Raw genomic sequence first — 18,344 nt, 5'->3', positions numbered from 1 at the left:
GCTATTATCTCCCTGTAGAAGATGTAACTTCCATTAACATTTAGGGCAATAAACCATTTTCCAATATTAATTAACCGAAATTTCCAGGGTTGGCCTATAGACTCCAAAGGGTAAGGCCGCCATATCATCAATGACAATATTGTCATTAGAGACGGATATATTACCGAGACCTTTTTTAGTAGAGATTAAAGTTGCCGTATAGATACCTTGAGTCTCATTAACTTGCCCCAGAGTTACACCACTATCGATACCATTTATATCAAATCTAACATTAGCCCCTTGAACCAGATTGTTGTGTTCATCTCTAGCGGTAAATGTGATAACTAACGATGAACTACCATCAGCCGGGATAATATTTTTATCAATGAATAAGGTGGAATTATCACCACTGATATCCCCTGCGATAAAGGTCGAGTTCTTCGCCGCCGTGGTATTGGTCCCCACGGTGGCCGTAACCGGATGATCGCCGGCCACCAGGCTCACCAGATTGGCTGTCGCCACGCCGTTGTTATCAGTAGTCACCGCCAGACTGGTCTGGGTGCCGCCCGCAAAGGTCGCCCCGCCGGTCACCACAAAAGTGACACTGATATTTGGCACGGTATTGCCCCCGGCATCTTTCACCGTGGCACTTAACGCGTTGGTGGCAGTACCACTGGCTACAGCTCCGCTGGCGACAGTAAAGTCAGTCGCGGCAATGACCGCGGTGGTTTCATCGGCAATAAAGGTCGAGTTCTTCGCCGCGGTGGTATTAGTGCCCACGGTGGCCGTAACCGGATGATCACCGGCCACCAGACTCACCAGATTGGCTGTCGCCACGCCGTTGTTGTCAGTCGTCACCGCCAGACTAGTTGAGGTGCCGCCCGCAAAGGTCGCCCCGCCGGTTACCGCAAAAGTGACACTGACGTTCGGCACGGTATTGCCCCCGGCATCTTTCACCGTGGCACTCAACGCATTGGTAGCGCTATTATCAGCCACGGCTCCGCTGGCAACGGTAAAGTCGGTCGCCGCAATCACGGCAGTGGTTTCATCAGCAATAAAGGTCGCGTTCTTCGCCGCCGTGGTGTTGCTCCCCACGGTGGCCGTAACCGGATGATCGCCGGCCACCAGACTCACCAGCTCGGCGGTTGCTATGCCGTTGTTGTCAGTGGTTGCTATCAGACTGGTATCGGTGCCGCCCGCAAAGGTCGCCCCGCCGGTCACTGCAAAAGTGACACTGATATTCGGCACGGTATTGCCCCCGGCATCTTTCACTGTGGCACTTAGCGCGTTAGTGGCACTATTATCAGCCACGGCTCCGCTGGCAACGGCGAAGTCTGTCGCCGCAATGACCGCGGTAGCCTCATCCGGGATAAAGGTCGCGTTCTTCGCCGCCGTAGTATTGGTTCCCAAAGTCGCCGTGACCGGGTGGTCGCCCGCCACCAGACTCACCAGATTGGCGGTTGCTATGCCGTTGTTGTCAGTCGTCACCGTCAGACTGGTTGAGGTGCCACCCGCAAAGGTCGCCCCACCGGTTACCGCAAAGGTAACACTGACATTCGGCACGGTATTGCCATGACTGTCTTTCACCGTGGCACTTAGTGCGTTAGTGGCACTATTATCAGCTACCGCGCCACTGGCGACGGTAAAGTCGGTCGCCGCAATCACCGCGGTGGTTTCATCGGCAATAAAGGTCGAGTTCTTCGCTGCCGTAGTGTGGGTTCCCACTGTCGCCGTGACCGGGTGATCACCGGCCACCAGACTCACCAGCTCAGCGGTTGCTATGCCGTTGTTGTTAGTGGTTGCCGTCAAACTGGTCTGAGTGCCACCCGCAAAGGTCGCCCCGCCGGTTACCGCAAAGGTAACACTGACGTTCGGCACGGTATTGCCATGACTGTCTTTCACCGTGGCACTTAGTGCATTAGTGGCACTATTATCAGCCACGGCTCCGCTGGCAACGGTAAAGTCGGTCGCCGCAATCACCGCGGTGGTTTCATCGGCAATAAAGGTCGAATTCTTCGCCGCCGTAGTGTTCGTCCCCACGGTGACCGTGACCGGATGATCGCCCGCCACCAGGCTCACCAGATTGGCTGTCGCCACCCCAATATTGTCGGTAGTTACCGCCAGACTGGTTTGGGTACCGCCAACAAAAGTCGCCCCGCCGGTTACCGCAAAGGTGACACTGACGTTCGACACGGTATTGCCCCCGGCATCTTTCACTGTGGCACTTAACGCATTGGTGGCACTATTATCAGCTACCGCGCCACTGGCGACAGTAAAGTCAGTCGCGGCAATCACCGCGGTGGTTTCATCCGCAATAAAGGCCGAATTCTTCGCCGCCGTAGTATTGGTTCCCACCGTCGCTGTGACAGGATGGTCACCCGCCACCAGACTCACCAGATTGGCTGTCGCCACGCCGTTGTTGTCAGTAGTCACCGCCAGACTGGTCTGGGTGCCGCCCGCAAAGGTCGCCCCGCCGGTTACTGCAAAGGTAACACTGACATTCGGCACGGTATTGCCATGACTGTCTTTCACCGTGGCACTTAGTGCGTTAGTGGCACTATTATCAGCCACGGCTCCGCTGGCAACGGTGAAATCGGTCTCCGCAATCACCGCGGTGGTTTCATCGGCAATAAAGGTCGAGTTCTTCGCCGCGGTGGTGTTGGTCCCGACGGTGGCCGTGACCGGGTGATCGCCCGCCACCAAACTCACCAGACTGGCTGTCGCCACCCCGTTGTTGTCAGTAGTCACCGCCAGACTGGTTGAGGTGCCACCCGCAAAAGTCGCCCCACCGGTTACTGCAAAAGTGACACTGACGTTCGGCACGGTATTGCCATGACTGTCCTTCACTGTGGCACTCAGTGCATTAGTGGCACTATTATCAGCCACGGCTCCGCTGGCAACGGTAAAGTCGGTCGCCGCAATGACCGCGGTGGTTTCATCGGCAATAAAGGCCGAATTCTTCGCCGCCGTAGTGTGGGTTCCCACCGTCGCTGTGACAGGGTGATCGCCCGCCACCAGACTCACCAGATTGGCTGTCGCCACGCCGTTGTTGTCAGTCGTCACCGCCAGACTGGTCTGGGTGCCCCCCGCAAAGGTCGCCCCGCCGGTTACCGCAAAAGTGACGCTGATATTCGGCACGGTATTGCCCCCGGCATCTTTCACCGTGGCACTCAGTGCATTAGTGGCACTATTATCAGCCACGGCTCCACTGGCAACGGTAAAGTCAGTCGCGGCAATCACCGCGGTGGTTTCATCGGCAATAAAGGTCGCGTTCTTCGCCGCCGTAGTGTTGGTCCCTACGGTGACCGTGACCGGGTGATCACCGGCTACCAGACTCACCAGACTGGCTGTCGCCACCCCACTATTGTCGGTAGTTACCGCCAGACTGGTTAAGGTGCCGCCCGCAAAGGTCGCCCCGCCGGTTACCGCAAAAGTGACGCTGACGTTCGGCACGGTATTGCCATGGCTGTCTTTCACTGTGGCACTCAACGCATTAGTGGCACTATTATCAGCTACCGCGCCACTGGCAACGGTAAAGTCTGTCGCCGCAATCACGGCGGTGGTTTCATCGGCAATAAAGGTCGAATTCTTCGCTGCCGTGGTATTGGTCCCCACGGTGGCCGTGACCGGGTGATCACCGGCTACCAGACTCACTAGCCTGGCTGTCGCCACCCCACTATTGTCGGTAGTCACCGTCAGACTGGTTGAGGTGCCACCCGCAAAGGTCGCCCCGCCGGTTACCGCAAAAGTGACACTGACATTCGGCACGGTATTGCCATGACTGTCTTTCACTGTGCCACTCAACGCATTAGTGGCACTATTATCAGCCACGGCTCCGCTGGCAACGGTAAAGTCGGTCGCGGCAATCACCGCGGTGGTTTCATCGGCAATAAAGGTCGCGTTCTTCGCCGCGGTGGTATTGGTCCCGACGGTGGCAGTAACCGGGTGATCGCCAGCTACCAGACTCACCAGATTGGCTGTCGCCACGCCGTTGTTGTCGGTAATTACCGCCAGACTGGTCTGAGTACCGCCCGCAAAGGTCGCCCCGCCGGTTACCGCAAAAGTGACGCTGATATTCGGTACAGTATTGCCCCCGGCATCTTTCACCGTGGCACTCAACGCGTTGGTGGCAGTGCTATTGGCTACCGCGCCACTGGCAACGGTAAAGTCGGTCGCGGCAATCACCGCGGTGGTTTCATCGGCAATAAAGGTCGAATTCTTCGCCGCCGTAGTGTTCGTCCCCACGGTGGCCGTGACCGGGTGATCACCGGCTACCAGACTCACTAGCCTGGCTGTCGCCACCCCACTATTGTCGGTAGTTACCGTCAAACTGGTCTGAGTACCGCCCGCAAAAGTCGCGCCACCGGTCACTGCAAAAGTGACACTGACATTCGGCACGGTATTGCCCCCGGCATCTTTCACCGTAGCACTCAGTGCATTGGTGGCACTGCCATTAGCTACCGCGCCGCTGGCGATGGTGAAATCTGTGTCTGCAATCTCGGCCGTAGTCGCATCTGCCTTAAAGGTGGTGTTCTCACTGACATTACTACCATTTACCGTCGCCGTTACCACCGTGGTACCCGCCGCAGTGTTGGTCAACGTCATCGTGGCGATACCATCTGGGCCCGTGTTTGCATTCGGATTAGCCAGATTGCCATTATCCACACTGAAGCTGACCATCTCGTTAGAGACAGGATTGCCATTCGCATCTGTGACCAAAACCTGCACCGCATTACTGTCACTGCCATTTGCAGTGGCGTTGTCAGTTGTGACCGTTAGGTTGCCACTCACTATCTCTGCCGTACTGCTATCGGCAATAAATATCAACGGCGCTTGCGCACGGTTACCGTTATCCAATACACCGTGGATATGCCCGCCACCGGCGAGCGTACTTTTGATAGTAATATTCGCTTTGCCCTGATTATCCGTAACCGCATTTGGGGTCAACACATTACCCACGGTGGAATCAAACGCGATATTCATCCCTGCTAATGGAGTTGCTACCGTGCCACTCGTATCAACCACGGTCGCGATATAACTTACCGGAGCATTACCATCGGCAACCGCGGTATTACTGCCACCACTGAGGGTGAGGGAAATTTGTTGCGGCGACTCTTGCACCACGAGGGTAGTGGTTGCTGTATTAGAGCGATTACCGCGCACATCATAAGCAACAGCACTGATCTGATAGCTGTTAGCGGTTTGAACTTGTTGATAAGGCGGAAGAGTGACAGACGCGGACTCCATGGTCAGCGGTATTATTGATCCCCCAGCAGCCATTAATGCCGGAGCACTCCATTCCATTCTCTCTGCGCCATATTTAGCAGTGATATTGCCTGTTAACGAGAGATTGGTAATCGCATAAGCAGCCAGTGTTTCTGGCAATGTCAGCTTGATTAAATCCTGTTTCTCATATTGCATGACGATATTGTAATTGCGATCAACAATATCATAGCGGCTGCCCATTAGGCTGCGCATCAAGCCAACTGCATTCTTATTAATTTGATCGACCCAGGGCACCCCAAAACGGTAATTAAAGTTCAGGCCAAGTTGTAATTCGTTATTGGTATTTTGACCTTTCTTATGTGCCACATCGACAGTAAATAGTGGAATTGGTGTGTAATTGAGCCCCACAGTGAAAGCCGAAGGGGAATCGCCCAAATCGTCAGGGCTCGTGCTACCAGAATTCAGGGCGACACCTTTGCCAAAATATTTTTCATACATTAAACGGCCACCCAGTTGTGGGTAGCTAGGTAGATAAGCCTCTGCGCGGACATCAAAACCATTCGCCGGACGTTCGTTATAATCTTCCATATCAGCCAGCACCGACTGATGCCAGTCAGTCAACCGGAAATAACCATTAGCAGAGAATTTAAGGTTGTCGGTCCAAGCTTCACCGCCCACCCCCAAACGACTATTTTTGCCAGTCAGGTCATAGTCATAAAAAGTGTTAACACCAAACATCCAACTGTCGGTGAAGCTTCGCACCCCAAGGCCGACGTTATTGGTCGTTCTTTCCCCGTTGTAACGCACACCTAACTGACCAAATAACAGATTATTTTGCGTTTCAGTTAACGGGATCAGCACATCGGCATTACCGATACTGTTCGAATTGAGTTGCACTCTGGCATTACCATACTGACCTAGCCAGTCAGCTGCTGCCTGTGAGGCCAAACCAGCAGCAACGCCAGTGACGGCACTTTCTGCCGCTCGGCTGCTATTATCGTTACCCATAATGCCCCAAAGCTGAGTCGCAGCACTGGCAACATTATCCTCTGTTACGGGAAGCTTATTGTTCACGTCGATATCATTCTGAATACTGCCTAAATCGGGTAATTCAGTGATACTTTTAGATGTCTCTTCCGGTGCAAAAAGAGGCGTCGTTGAACCATTCAAGGGAGCCTCTGACGGTAAAGAAGGCGCAAAAAATGGGTTTTCAGATAAGATAGGTGCGGACTGTCCGCCACGTTTAGGTTCCGTGGTATTCGGTTCCGTCAGAATACCCGACGAGCGCATTCTCGCCATCTGCTCATCTAATTCATTAGCACGAGCAGATGCAGAAATAAGTGGGGTAAACGCAATCACAATTGGCAGCATTAATTGCACTAATAGAGTATTTAGCGCGACCATCCGCATAAATGATTTATATGAATAGAAACCGTTCATAATAAATTCAAAGTTCCGATTTTTAATGGGCAATATAACCCTAATGATGCAGATATAGAGTCATTGCGTTAGCAACAAAAAGGCCAATAACATCAGTACGATACACGTGATGAGTTTGACCTATCCTTGTGGCCTAAAGTAGGTATGTCACTAAAAGTGTGATTTAATAACGCGCACGAATAATGAACAAGCTGTTTAGCCAGCCAAACAGCTCTAATTACTCGTAAAATTAATTATCTTTCCGTATAAGAATAGCTAATAAACCCGCTTATCTAAAGCAACGATAAAGTGCATTGAAAATAAAACAATAGAAAATAAGCACTATTAGGTACAAACAGATTAAACGGGTCAAGATGTCATAACACAAAAATACTAAATACGAGAAAGATAATTCACTTTATTTTGTACTTCGTTGAAAGCAGTGTTTCTAACTCTGGCACACACCATTTTCAGTTTTGAATCTAGTTCTAACGAAATAAGCTGCTTAGGATCATTGTCAAGGATATTCCTATTTTGCTCCAAGAATGCATACATATCGTTAATCTTATCAAATTGCCCTCTGAATACAGCGAAATCATTCGCATTCAGTTTTTTAACCATAGAGAAGTTATTGACGCACTGATCGTTAGTGCTTTTTTTAATGATAGCGGCTGTCTGTTGTTCTGATTCTGTCTTCGCTTTTGTTGTACAACCCATCAGAGCCGTACTTAGCATTAGTATTGTAATTGCCACGCCTTTCATATATATCCTCACTGATCCTTTATAAGGAGCTGTTCCTATACTTTTTTCTGTTACTATTACGCGTTTTAGACAACATACTAGTGATGTTAAACGTAATATAAACGAAATTAAAAAAGTTAAACAAAGTTAAACGAACCTTAACCGATAGCGAAATTCTGTAGTACAAGGCCTTTATATCACGATCTTTTATGCTATCAAACATTGTTATAGTGGTTTTTAATACCAACAAGACAGGTTCAACCAGTTTATTGTTCTTTGTAACTATTAATTTACGGATACATAGATCGTTGATAATGTATTTTTTAGTTATATCTTTCATATTGTCGCGCCATATTAGCTAATTACCCTGAGTGAATTAAATGTATAAATTTTATGTTCAATCACAAATATTGGGTTCAATGCATTAAAAAACCAATTAACACGCTAATGTTTTTTAATTAAAAATACAAAACATTAGATTATCAAATCAATAACAAAGTCTTCAGTGCATAACATAATATGCTTTTTCTATTCAATAAATAATAACCCAAGAATGGTCTTATATTTAACGCAGCAATGAACGAAAATATATACAGCACAGCAAGATTATGTGCAAAAGATATAGTCCCGCGGATTATAGTCATCTTCATTTTCTACAATGCAGCATTAAGTATTTTTTGTCACGGTCAATCCGACACTCTTAACAGACTAGCAGTATGGTCCTATCTGTGCAGACGCCAAAATAGTGAAAGATTATAATCCTAGCCCCAGAAAACAAAAAAACCAGCTATTAAGCTGGTTTTTTTGTTTTGCGGAATTTAAACATTCCTAGCGGCAGAAAAAGAACGGATAGCCAGTTTTGGTTACATAATTACCAAATACTAATCTCGTGATGAGTGAGTGACTAAGTGTGTATCTGCGGAGTCAGCTATCAGTGCATAGCGGTTCAATAGCTGAGTAAACCGGCTATCTATCTGTTGGCGCAGTGCCGAGGGCGGAGTTTGCCCTATTGTGGATTGTGCCTGATACTGCCGCAGCAGCTCTTCCAGTGGCAATGTCTTTTCCAGCGGTTGTTGAATCGCAAATACCACTGATTTAAGTTCAGAAACTGTCATGTAACGCCCTTTTTTCTCATCCAACCCATTCAGACGTTCCGCAAGTTGTCGTAAACGTTCTTGTGCCAGTGCAAATTGCTCCAACTCAGCCACGGGCGCAGCAGCGGCTTCTCGCTGTTGTTGCCACAAAGAATTCAGCCGCTTGACCTCTTGACTGGCCGGCCAAAGTTGTTGTGCCTGTGACAACAATCCATCGCCTTGCGCCTGTGACCACAATGGTGGCAGCAGTGTTAGCTGCTCTAATTGTGAACCTGTTCCCTGCAATACAGGCTCAGCCAAAGCAGCCAATGTTTTATCCGAAGTGTATTTTTTCAATTCATCGATTGATTTGTTGGACAGAGGCACAGGTAAAGGGGCAGAGCTGGCCAGCAACGCCTCCTGTAACGGACTGGATGATACCGATTGCCAGATAAAGAAACCGCCTGCCACCAGCACCGCCATCAATGATAAACCAGCAACAAAACCGTGCTTAGCATTCCAGCGTGGGGCCGCAGGCGCAGGAGGCACAGGCAAAGCGACCTGAACTCGTGGGATGACAGGCTCATTGACGATATAAACCAGTGGCTCACTGGCCGCCATCGGAGGAAATATCGGTTCGGATTGAGATTGTGGGTCTGATATACCAGCATGCCGCGCGGGTATATTTGATCGGTCGGAACTATCAGAGGCTACCTCGGCACTTTCCAAACGCAGTGCGGTGTTATGCAACATCAAACGAACACCGTCCAATTTACTCAGGTGTTTAAGCTCCAGCGTTTGCAGCTGAGTACACAACTGTTCCAGAGCTCGTTCTGCCCGGTAAATCAGCGCCAAATCACCGTAGCACGGTGTCATTGTCCGCCAGACTTGCTGCAACCGGTCACTCAACCACGCCAACAACTCAACCCGGGCATGTGTTTGCGGTGGCCACAATGCAGTCCATTGATGGGAGAGTAATCCCGCCAGTAGCTCAAGCCCCTCACACAATCCTGCTAATCCCGCAAGATGAGTCCGAGCCAGAGTAAAATCAACAGTGGTCTGTAACTCAACCCCATTCTGGCGGAACAGTGCCAAACACAAATGCTCCACTCGTCCCCAATTAACATCCGGGCGAGCAGGGTGATGTAGCTTGCCGATTTCGTCACGTAAGGCGCTAAATTCAGCCAGGTGGCGCGGGTCACCGCCAGTTTTCAGCGAACGTTCAGTATTCAATATCATGAGATTGTCTTCCCTGAACCGGCGTTAAAAGGGCTCGTCCGGATTGAGATAATTTTGTTGTTTAAGATGACGTATCAACACTCGGCCTTCTGGCATAAACACTGTACCAAAGTGCACCAACCCATACTCTTTCAGCTCGGCATCAATCCCATACTCCAAATGCCCCGGAGAGGATTGCGGCAGCAGCACAACGTTGAGACTTTTCAGCCGTGGCTCATATTTTAGCAATGTGTTAGATAGCGTGGTCAGCAGTGAATGCGCGGTGCCGGGCATCCCCTGCAGAATTTTGCTCATGTCTGGTAGGCCGTAATCTGGCAGATGGCTGAGCGTACCAGCACGGCAGTTAAGAATGCGCTGCATATTGTCGACCACCGATAGAATTCCCTGATGAGTTTCGTTCACCTGATCGAGATCAAGGCCACCAGCTACGTTACCGAACAGCATTTCATAGAGAGAAGGCTGGGACATATTACTTATCCTTCAAAGGTAACAGTGTCATCCCATGATTATTCAGTTCAATCTGACGAGCCTTATCGGGGTCGAGATCATCACGGCTCAACACCACCCGCCAGGTGTTGTTAGCAATATCGGGAGCCAGAAACATACCTACCACCGCCACATACTGCGCTTTTTCGTCCATTGGCATATCAATGGACACAGCAGCGCCTGGACGAATACGGATGTCTTTCTCGGCAACCAGATCAGCTTTGATGGCATGGCTGTCCTCGGCAAATAAAGAGGGATAATCGGTGCCATCAAACGTTTTACGATCATGTAGCTGATAGATACGCACCACCGTGGCCAGCGGAGCGCCTGTCGCATTGTTGTTTACCGCGTCCCGTGCCTGTATATCCAGATGCAGTGTTTTCACCTGCTTATAAAAAATGGATTTTGTCATGGCAACGGTGCTGTCACTCACTTTCTGGGTCAGTCCACACCCACTCAGAGTAGATATCATCACCAGCATCAGTAATGCAAAACGTGTTTTACCAGCGATAATCGCCATGTTCATCGGTTTCCCTTCGGTGAAAATTTTCCTGAACACGCTGATAGCGGCCCAGATTAATCGTGATTATTTCAATATCAGTTGGTGTCGTCACAGTGGCGCGCTGTGTTCGCATCACGGAGGTTCGACCTAACAGAATACCCGTACTGTTCGGCTGACAGGAAAGTTGGGCATCAGGCAACAACGAGCGTAAGACAGACAGCTGTAAACGCACATTCAGCCGCGACCCAAGATACACCTGCAATAACGCCAGAAAGTCCGTGTGTAACTGCCCACCAGGTAGCCACGCTCTAGCTTCATCGGGGTTATCCGTCTTCAGTCGCAGTAATATCTGACTATTAACATCCACAGCATGACTGCCCATCACCGGGCTATTACTCATGCTGACGGGGTGGCGCGCACTCAGTGCCAGTGGATTGCGCAAGGGGATACGGCAGCGATCATGCGCTATCACGCGGGCCTCTGTTTCCGGTGCCAGTAACTGAACCAGCGCAATTATGCCCTCACTGGTTCGCGTGGGCAGGCGCATCATGCCGGTTAGTGCCAGAAAGCGGGATACCGGCGTGGCGATATTCTGTGCACATCCCTCAATACCCAGACCACAGAGGCTCAACAGATACTGAGAGGTTTTATCCGTACCGCCGGGAGAAAAACTGGCCGGATAAGAGTACTTACGCCAGATACGGTAGTACTGAGTGATCAACCGGTGATTGAAAATATCCAGAAAATCGCTGACCGCCTCATACCCTTCCCTGCGCTGGGTTATATCGTCGATATACGCAGTAGGCAGTGGTGACTCCACACCATACAGCCCCATAAAGGTAGTGCGAATGGTCGGCGGAAGGTGTGCATGTTCGGGTATCTCCACCCGTTTAAATTCACTGGCCGGAAAACCCATGCCCGGATGCGGACGAAAACGAACCGGGTCATGCCTCACCTGCCAGTGGCTACCCAGCGGAGGAGCATCCGGCTGGCTTTGTTCCAGTAACTGACAGAAGCGATAAAACTGGGTATAGGGCAGTTTATCGCGCAGTTGTTCGATTAGCCGGGCAGACGCTGATTGTGATTCTCTTTCCATCGGATACATTTCCCGGCAGGCTGGACGATAAGGGTGAGTTGATTAAACAAATGGATGTCAGCGTAAAGGGCAAAGAAACGGTTGAGCATCTCCCCGAAAAGATGAATGTCACCCTCACCGGTAAAACCGTTGCCATCCAATGTCACTTCAATGTCGATGCCTCGCAGCAGAAAGCCCTTTTCAAAACGCTGAGTCTGGTGGTGCTGCACATGTTGAATGGCGTCAAGACGCCGGTTATTCAGTTCATCCCCCTGCCAGTTGTATAGCTCCAGCGTCCCACGCAGCACTTGTGCGCTGCTCATCAGGTTGAGATAGCTTGAACCTAGGTGACTCAGTACCCGCCACTGAAAGTGGTCTTCCGCCGGAGGATAAGACGGTAGCGTAGGCTTACAGAGATTGCGCACTTTCAGCGATGTCTGTAACACCGCTTCGCAACGGTCCAACAACGTGCTCTGTAATGCTTTGCGCGGTAGCTGGCCATTGGTACCGGTAATTTTCAGCGATACCGCCTCGCGATTGAACAGTCTGTCCGCTTCCCACTGCTGGCCTCCAAGGAGCAACCAGGTATCATGCAATCCGGTCACTCCCCGTTTTACGCGGGTATGGTAATAACGTTCCGGCGCATGACGTCGCTGCATTCCGCCGCGATGGCGAAAACTGGTAAAAGGAACATAGGTGGCATCGGATGTCCGTTGCGAACCGGTCACCGTGTCCACGGAGTAAATTTCGGTGTGCCCATCCTGCAGGCGCCGCGGGCGCAGCATATACTCACTTTCTAGCCCATTGATGGTCAACGGGTCAGCTTCCAGAGAAAACAGGTTAATCACTGGAACACAATGCAAGTGAAGCGCGTCATTCCTTACCGGGAGGTCACTTTGCCACTGGCTGTCAAATACCACTTCGATATCAAACCAGGCAATCCCCGCAGGCAACGTCACCGTATCCAGTCCATTTAGGTGCACGAACATAAACTTCTCGCGGAAAGTGAAATATTCCAGCAATAACTGATAGCCACTAAATGCACTGTCGCCTTTGGGCCACAGCAGATCTTCGTCTGCAAAACCACCGGGTGAAAACCAGCCATCCAGCTTTATCCGGTCGGCCTGATTGGGCAAACGTAAATAAAGTGCGGCCTGACGCCGAGTCAGTGCCAGATGTAACGCACTGCTGACCGACGCCTCTCCCGCCAGATAAAAACACAGACGATGCAAGTCCACCTGCGACCAGTCAGCCTGCGGGCTGCATGCCAGCCGCAGACGCAATACAGAGCGGCCATCGGGCTCCGTCGCCATCACAACTGTTGAGACGGCGAGTGGGTTGAGTGCCATATCGCGGGTGGTTCGGTACTGACAGACGGTGTTTTTTGGCCCAATTGGCCGTGAATAAACCTCCATGCCTGCAGGTACGGTTTCGGCCATTTTCATCGCCGGAACATCCGGGGTCAGCGCCACCACCGACAGCGAGGGAATGGTGCGCAGATAGTGTGGCCACAGCATGCTCACCAACCCTTCGGTGAACTCCGGCAGGTCGTCGTCAATTTTTTCACGTAGTCGCCCCATGGAGAAGGCAAAACCTTCAAACAGACGCTCAACGTAAGGATCAGCCGCACCGGGTTTATCCAGATCTAACATGGCCGCCCGGTCAGGGTGAGTTTGGGCAAACTCTTTGGCTGCATCGCGCAGATAACGCATTTCAGCGTCGTAATAACGCAGGGTCAGGTCTTTCATCGTTTTCTTTTTATCAGGATAGGGTTATCAATTAACCGCACAGGACTGCAGCCCTTGCCGGATCGAGGGCAACTAATCCGGCGAGCAGGTTTTCCATCTCGCTATACAGACGCGATTTGTCCGACTCTGTCCGGCTGGCTTTCATTCGCAGCAGTTTCAGGCGACGGGCTTTCACTTCAAACAACAGTTCCGGCTCCCATTGTGTCAGCGTCATCTGGATTGCGTTGCCCTCCAGTTCACCCAGCAAATGCAATGCCATATCGTTCTTGCCGTACTGCTCGGCCACCCGAGCCATCAGCAGGCGGATCAGCCATTGATGGCGAGGCGTGCGAGCATTTGGACGGTTCTGCAGCCAGTTTAACGCGGCTTCCACACCTTCACTGTCGGCCTGTACCAGCGCTTCCGGCTCCAGTTGCAAAATATCGTCATCACCCACGGTGCTGGCGGAGGCGGCGGGTTCACTGCCCCAACTTTCTGCTGCCATAACCTGCTGGTTTATCCAGTGCAGTGTCACTTCGTCGGCGAACGGGGTACCGTCATTGAATGCTAGCCCTTCGAGCCCCGGCAGGCGGGTCAGCAGGCCATTCAGGTCCTGCTTAATGATGTCAGCCCAGCGCTCATACGGTGCCCCCGTTTTCATCAGTGCCTGATGGGTATACCACTGAAGATCCAGCCACAGGTGATTGACGCCCTGCGCAAACAGGATGTCAGTTTGCTCCAGCAATTCCAGCCAGCTTTGTTGCAAATAAAGACGTTTCAGCAGTGCACGGTTCTCTGGCTTTGGCGGGGCCAGACGGGTACATCCATCAGCAGCCAGCGGCGGCAATTCATGTAATGTGTCTAAACGAATACTTTTCATCAGATGATGGCCCGACAGCCAGCCATTTGGCTGGTCGCGCAAAAAAGCCGCCAGCAGTTTTGCCTGATCGAGTAAATCACGCCCAGAGGTGACGGCTTTCAAGGCTGGAGTATCAGGGGCCACGTGACGGGAGGAACTGCTGTTTTGTGGAATGACGGCATCAGGGCCGCCGGACTGCATCAGTCTATTTTCCAGCGCGGTATAAAGACCACCGAGCTGAGGACGGATGGGCTCATCCCAGCAACTCACTCCGTCTTCGGTTAACGCCAGCGCCCCCACGATGCGTTCAAAGTCAGCCTTGGCCACTTCCGGGTAGAGTGACAGGCTGTCCAGCACCCGGTTACCCGCCAGCCATTCCAGTGCTAGTTTGCGGCTGTTACCACGTTGCGGATGCAGTTCATCGCCAAAGCGTTGGATCAATCCGGCCAGTAGAGCCAGGCCATCCGCTAACCCGGCTTCACCATCGATGTGCAGTCGCGCCCAGATATAGTACGTCGCAACGCGCACATCCTTACATGCTCCCGTCAGCAGTTTTTCCGCCAGTGCACAGACCAAACTCGTGTCTGCGCCGGACAGTTTGTTGACCTCTTCACGCATCTGCTGGAAATCATCGTCGTAACCGGGGTCATCACCCACCGGAGAATCCGGCGCAATCGGCAGCAGCCATTTATCCCAGAGAGTGATCTGTTGCTGTACCTGTTGCGAAAGTGCTTGCTGTTCGGCATGGCAGGCATTGAGTAATGTGTGCAACGTCGCCATCAGTCGCCCTCTCCTGTTGTAGTATCCGGTCGCTGAACACTGTTTGTTGCATCCACACTGAATATTTGTGCCGGTAACACAAAGTTGCGCAGTTTCAGTAAGGCCAGCGGACCGTCTCCGGCTTCGGTCCGTAGGGTGTAGTTCAGCGGTCTGCCATCAGGGGCTTTCCACGTGAGATTAAAACTGCTGTTCACTCCCTGATACGGTGTCACCTGAGCTTTCTCCAGTAAACGAATCCACCCCCAAGCTCCGGGGTGATCGGCAAACTGCCGGGTACCAGCCTGAGTGCTTATCCAGCTCAGGCTGGCACCCGGTGCTTCGGTGTCATTGGGCCAGATGAAACGCTTCCAAACGGGCAATTGGTTGTAATAGCTGAGCTTCTGACTGTCGATCACCAGGTCGGTTTGCATCACGTCCTTGGCAGTACCCGGACGCAGTTCAAAGCGAATTCCCGCTTCACCGTCGGCAAACACGATGTCAGATAGGTAACTTAACTGGTCCACGGCCTTTAGGAACGCGGGGTTGAACGTCAGTCCCTGAGCATTAATGCTGTCCGGCACCCAATGGCTGCCCTCTTTATGCAGCACACCATTGAGCCGAGTTTGCAGGAAGCGAGCGATCCGCCCGCTGTCGCTGTTGAGGTAACGCGCCAGTAATGGGAGTGATACCTCACTGCTGGTATTTTTTAAGGGATAACGCCCGCCGAAAGTGCTGTTCCAATCATCAACAATAGAGGCCTGCCACTGGGCATTCAGGCTCTGGGCTGCGGGCGTTAATACTTGCTGCCATGCCTGTTCCATCGGCTGAACAAACACGGTCTGCCCAAACCCACTCCATTCCTGACCAAGGCTGGCTGCGACCAGACTGCCGTAATCACGAGTTTCGGTCAGATCGACCGCCTTGCCCTGAAATACCGTCTGGGCAAGAGTTTGTGTCATGGCCTGAGGGTCAGCGGCATTCACCACCTGCTGAAGCTTGAGACGTACCTGAGTGACTCGGGTCAGGAAGGTTGGCAGACTGAGGTTGGTAGTACCCTGTCCACCTTTTATGTCCATCAATGCCAGCACGGGTCCGAAAGTAGCATCCAGCGGTCCTTGAGCACCGGCTTGCTGATCAATAGCAGGCTGATCCTCTCGGTTTAATAGATTCTTGGCTGATTTCACCAGCGAGTCCGACAATGCCTCACCGGTTTGCCCGGTTTTCCCCTGTATACTCAAAGTGTTCATGAGTGCCACCAAAGGGGACTGACGCACGTCAGCCATCAGGGTGAGCTGGTCGATAGAGTCCGACAGCGTCTGTGCCTGTTGCCAGTGCAGACTGTTGAGGAAGTCGAGCCAACTGGTGGAGAAGTCAGCAAAATAGCGCGCTTTCAGGCGTGCCTGCAGTGCTTCAGGAGAATCCTGCTGCAACACGGCATTTTTGCTGTCACTCAGCACCCAGTCCATCTCTTCCCGACGCTCGCTGACCACTTTTTCAATCGCCGGTTTTACAGCGTCATCCCAGGCTTTACGGGTAAACATCCCCGGCACGACGGCATCGGTGGTAAAGATCCGCTCAGCATCGGTATCGCCAGTCATGTCGGACAAACGCAAATCAGCATACTGGTGCGCGACCTGAGCCAACATCTTCTGGTAGAGCGATGATTCACTGTTGCGGGCTCCCATCTGACTGATCAGCCGGGTACGCACCTGATGGACCAAGTTTTCATCCAACTTCAGACGCCAGGCAGGATGCAGCGACAGATTTCGGGCATAAAAATCCAGTAGAGCCGGGCCAATGCCCTGCCAGGTACTATCCGGCACACCATTGCGCTGTGGCCAGTCGCGGAGCAGCGTGGTGCTAAACCATGCTGCATCCATTTTTTCCGGACGAGCCAACATCAGATAGAGTTTTAACTGGTCATAAGCGGGTTTCACCAACGTGTCACGTAACGGAGAATCGGGGGGAAGCTGCGCCATGGTGTTGAGTTGTTCTTCAAGGTGACGGGCGGCTGCATCACGCAATAGGGGGGTGGCGCTGGCCTGATAGTGAGGCCAAAGTGCAGCCAGCAAAGCATCGTTTTGACTCAGACCAAACCGGCTGAACCAGGGGGCACCTTGCCGTTGGCGGTATTGAAGCCGGTCCAGTGTATGTTGCAGTTCCAGTTGTGCCTGAAGACGCGCTGGCAGGGGCTGCTGCACGTTAGCTGCCAGTTTCACCTGAGAATCACTGGTATTAATGGTGTCGCGATTGACCAGGAATGACATTACCATTCCCGCGCCCCACAGCACCATAATGCCTGCAACCGTCATTCCCAGTGTTTTACGCCAGGCGAAGCCCAACTTTTTCGCGGCCAAGCCAGTGGGTAATGACGACAGTGAGTCAATCAACACATCCCAGCGATTATCCTTGCCCCAATGGTGCTTCACGCTGCGCTTTGCATTGACAGATGTCGGACTGAAGATAATCCCCGCCAGCGGTGAGGGACGATAGGGATTCAGCAGCGTCGCAAGAGGGGCTACGACAGAATCCGGCTGACGTGCTAACTGATCGGCCAGTTGCAACAAAAATGGGTGCTGGGTGTTGCTGCTAATCTGTTGCGTGCCCTGCTCAATCAAGGACGGAACCAACCCAACAAGCTGTGCTCTCAGTTCGTCAGCCTTACAACCCGCAGGCAGTAAACAGCCGACTGATTGCGTGATGCGCTCGGCACCATCATCGGCATGCAGTGACCAGACATACAGCGGCAACCGCCAGCCGAGGAGTGCATAGCGTGAAGCAAACGCCTGCGCCACGCTGTCCATCATATCAGTGGAAAGTGTTGTTTTGCCGTTTTCCTGACCCAATTGGGGGCTACGGGCTAAAGCAGAGGTGACCCAGACGACGCCATCCAGCGGACGACGGCGCAATTTACGCAGAGCACCCAGCCATGCACTATCGGCCTGCGCACCCAGTTCCCCCCCCCACAACAGTACAGTGCCACTGTCTTCCTGCCAGTATTGCGATGTCAGGCCGGGGGTGAGCTGTTCAACATCAGCCGCACTGCCGGTGAGTAAGAGAATGCGCACTTTGCGGGGCCAGAAATGGCCATATTGCTGCTGGAGGCTTGTTTTAATATCAGACGTTAAATTACTGTTGGATGAGGTTTTATTTATTGCTTCCGTTTCTTGTTTCGTCGGTAGTTTTGGTTTAAACGCAATTTGCCTTATGCTTTGTTTCCATCGCCACCAAAATGCCATCCCAATAAGCCCCATCAGAA

The 18,344-nt window shown here is 52.0% G+C and carries 9 protein-coding genes; all 9 read right to left on the bottom strand.

Translation table 11 applies throughout. From position 1 onward, the window contains the following. Window positions 1-66: 66 nt before the first annotated feature. Window positions 67-6,645 carry an Ig-like domain-containing protein gene (locus DJ58_RS13425; RefSeq protein WP_098906694.1) on the bottom strand — a complete coding sequence of 2,193 codons (6,579 nt, stop codon included), beginning with the start codon at window positions 6,643-6,645 and terminating at the stop codon, window positions 67-69. 372 nt (window positions 6,646-7,017) lie between these two features. Next, window positions 7,018-7,386: a hypothetical protein gene (locus tag DJ58_RS13430; RefSeq protein WP_032911743.1), complete on the bottom strand. Its 369-nt coding sequence runs from the start codon at window positions 7,384-7,386 to the stop codon at window positions 7,018-7,020. 860 nt (window positions 7,387-8,246) lie between these two features. Beyond that, the gene (locus DJ58_RS13440; protein ID WP_004711789.1) at window positions 8,247-9,677 is read right to left on the bottom strand and encodes a VasL domain-containing protein; all 1,431 of its coding nucleotides are present in this window, start codon (window positions 9,675-9,677) and stop codon (window positions 8,247-8,249) included. A gap of 24 nt (window positions 9,678-9,701) precedes the next feature. Beyond that, on the bottom strand, window positions 9,702-10,145 hold the full coding sequence (tssE, locus tag DJ58_RS13445; protein ID WP_004711790.1) for a type VI secretion system baseplate subunit TssE: 444 nt from the start codon (window positions 10,143-10,145) through the stop codon (window positions 9,702-9,704). A 1-nt stretch (window position 10,146) separates the two neighbouring features. Further along, window positions 10,147-10,683, bottom strand: coding sequence for a type VI secretion system lipoprotein TssJ (gene tssJ / locus DJ58_RS13450; protein WP_279624985.1), 537 nt, complete (start codon window positions 10,681-10,683; stop codon window positions 10,147-10,149). Next, complete coding sequence (gene tssG, locus DJ58_RS13455) at window positions 10,664-11,761, bottom strand: type VI secretion system baseplate subunit TssG (protein ID WP_172460449.1); 1,098 nt, start codon at window positions 11,759-11,761, stop codon at window positions 10,664-10,666. Before tssG ends, tssJ begins: the two co-directional genes overlap by 20 nt. Continuing rightward, on the bottom strand, window positions 11,725-13,488 hold the full coding sequence (gene tssF / locus DJ58_RS13460) for a type VI secretion system baseplate subunit TssF (protein ID WP_004711797.1): 1,764 nt from the start codon (window positions 13,486-13,488) through the stop codon (window positions 11,725-11,727). The genes tssG and tssF overlap by 37 nt, the downstream gene beginning before the upstream one ends. A 31-nt stretch (window positions 13,489-13,519) precedes the next feature. Then, the gene (gene tssA / locus DJ58_RS13465; RefSeq protein WP_032911748.1) at window positions 13,520-15,106 is read right to left on the bottom strand and encodes a type VI secretion system protein TssA; all 1,587 of its coding nucleotides are present in this window, start codon (window positions 15,104-15,106) and stop codon (window positions 13,520-13,522) included. Beyond that, the gene (locus DJ58_RS13470) at window positions 15,106-18,339 is read right to left on the bottom strand and encodes an ImcF-related family protein (protein WP_004711799.1); all 3,234 of its coding nucleotides are present in this window, start codon (window positions 18,337-18,339) and stop codon (window positions 15,106-15,108) included. Before DJ58_RS13470 ends, tssA begins: the two co-directional genes overlap by 1 nt. Window positions 18,340-18,344: the final 5 nt, after the last annotated feature.

It is taken from the genome of Yersinia frederiksenii ATCC 33641 (assembly GCF_000754805.1).
GTDB classification, from domain to species: Bacteria; Pseudomonadota; Gammaproteobacteria; order Enterobacterales; family Enterobacteriaceae; genus Yersinia; species Yersinia frederiksenii.
The sequence above is the reverse complement of the archived record's forward strand: the minus strand, read 5'-3'. Positions and strand labels throughout refer to the sequence as shown.

What these genes read in the sequence shown, in the direction of transcription:
- DJ58_RS13425 (WP_098906694.1), bottom strand. Translation starts at nt 6,645, where the DNA reads ATGAACGGTTTCTATTCATATAAATCATTTATGCGGATGGTCGCGCTA.
- DJ58_RS13430 (WP_032911743.1), bottom strand. Translation starts at nt 7,386, where the DNA reads ATGAAAGGCGTGGCAATTACAATACTAATGCTAAGTACGGCTCTGATG.
- DJ58_RS13440 (WP_004711789.1), bottom strand. Translation starts at nt 9,677, where the DNA reads ATGATATTGAATACTGAACGTTCGCTGAAAACTGGCGGTGACCCGCGC.
- tssE (WP_004711790.1), bottom strand. Translation starts at nt 10,145, where the DNA reads ATGTCCCAGCCTTCTCTCTATGAAATGCTGTTCGGTAACGTAGCTGGT.
- tssJ (WP_279624985.1), bottom strand. Translation starts at nt 10,683, where the DNA reads ATGGCGATTATCGCTGGTAAAACACGTTTTGCATTACTGATGCTGGTG.
- tssG (WP_172460449.1), bottom strand. Translation starts at nt 11,761, where the DNA reads ATGGAAAGAGAATCACAATCAGCGTCTGCCCGGCTAATCGAACAACTG.
- tssF (WP_004711797.1), bottom strand. Translation starts at nt 13,488, where the DNA reads ATGAAAGACCTGACCCTGCGTTATTACGACGCTGAAATGCGTTATCTG.
- tssA (WP_032911748.1), bottom strand. Translation starts at nt 15,106, where the DNA reads ATGGCGACGTTGCACACATTACTCAATGCCTGCCATGCCGAACAGCAA.
- DJ58_RS13470 (WP_004711799.1), bottom strand. Translation starts at nt 18,339, where the DNA reads ATGGGGCTTATTGGGATGGCATTTTGGTGGCGATGGAAACAAAGCATA.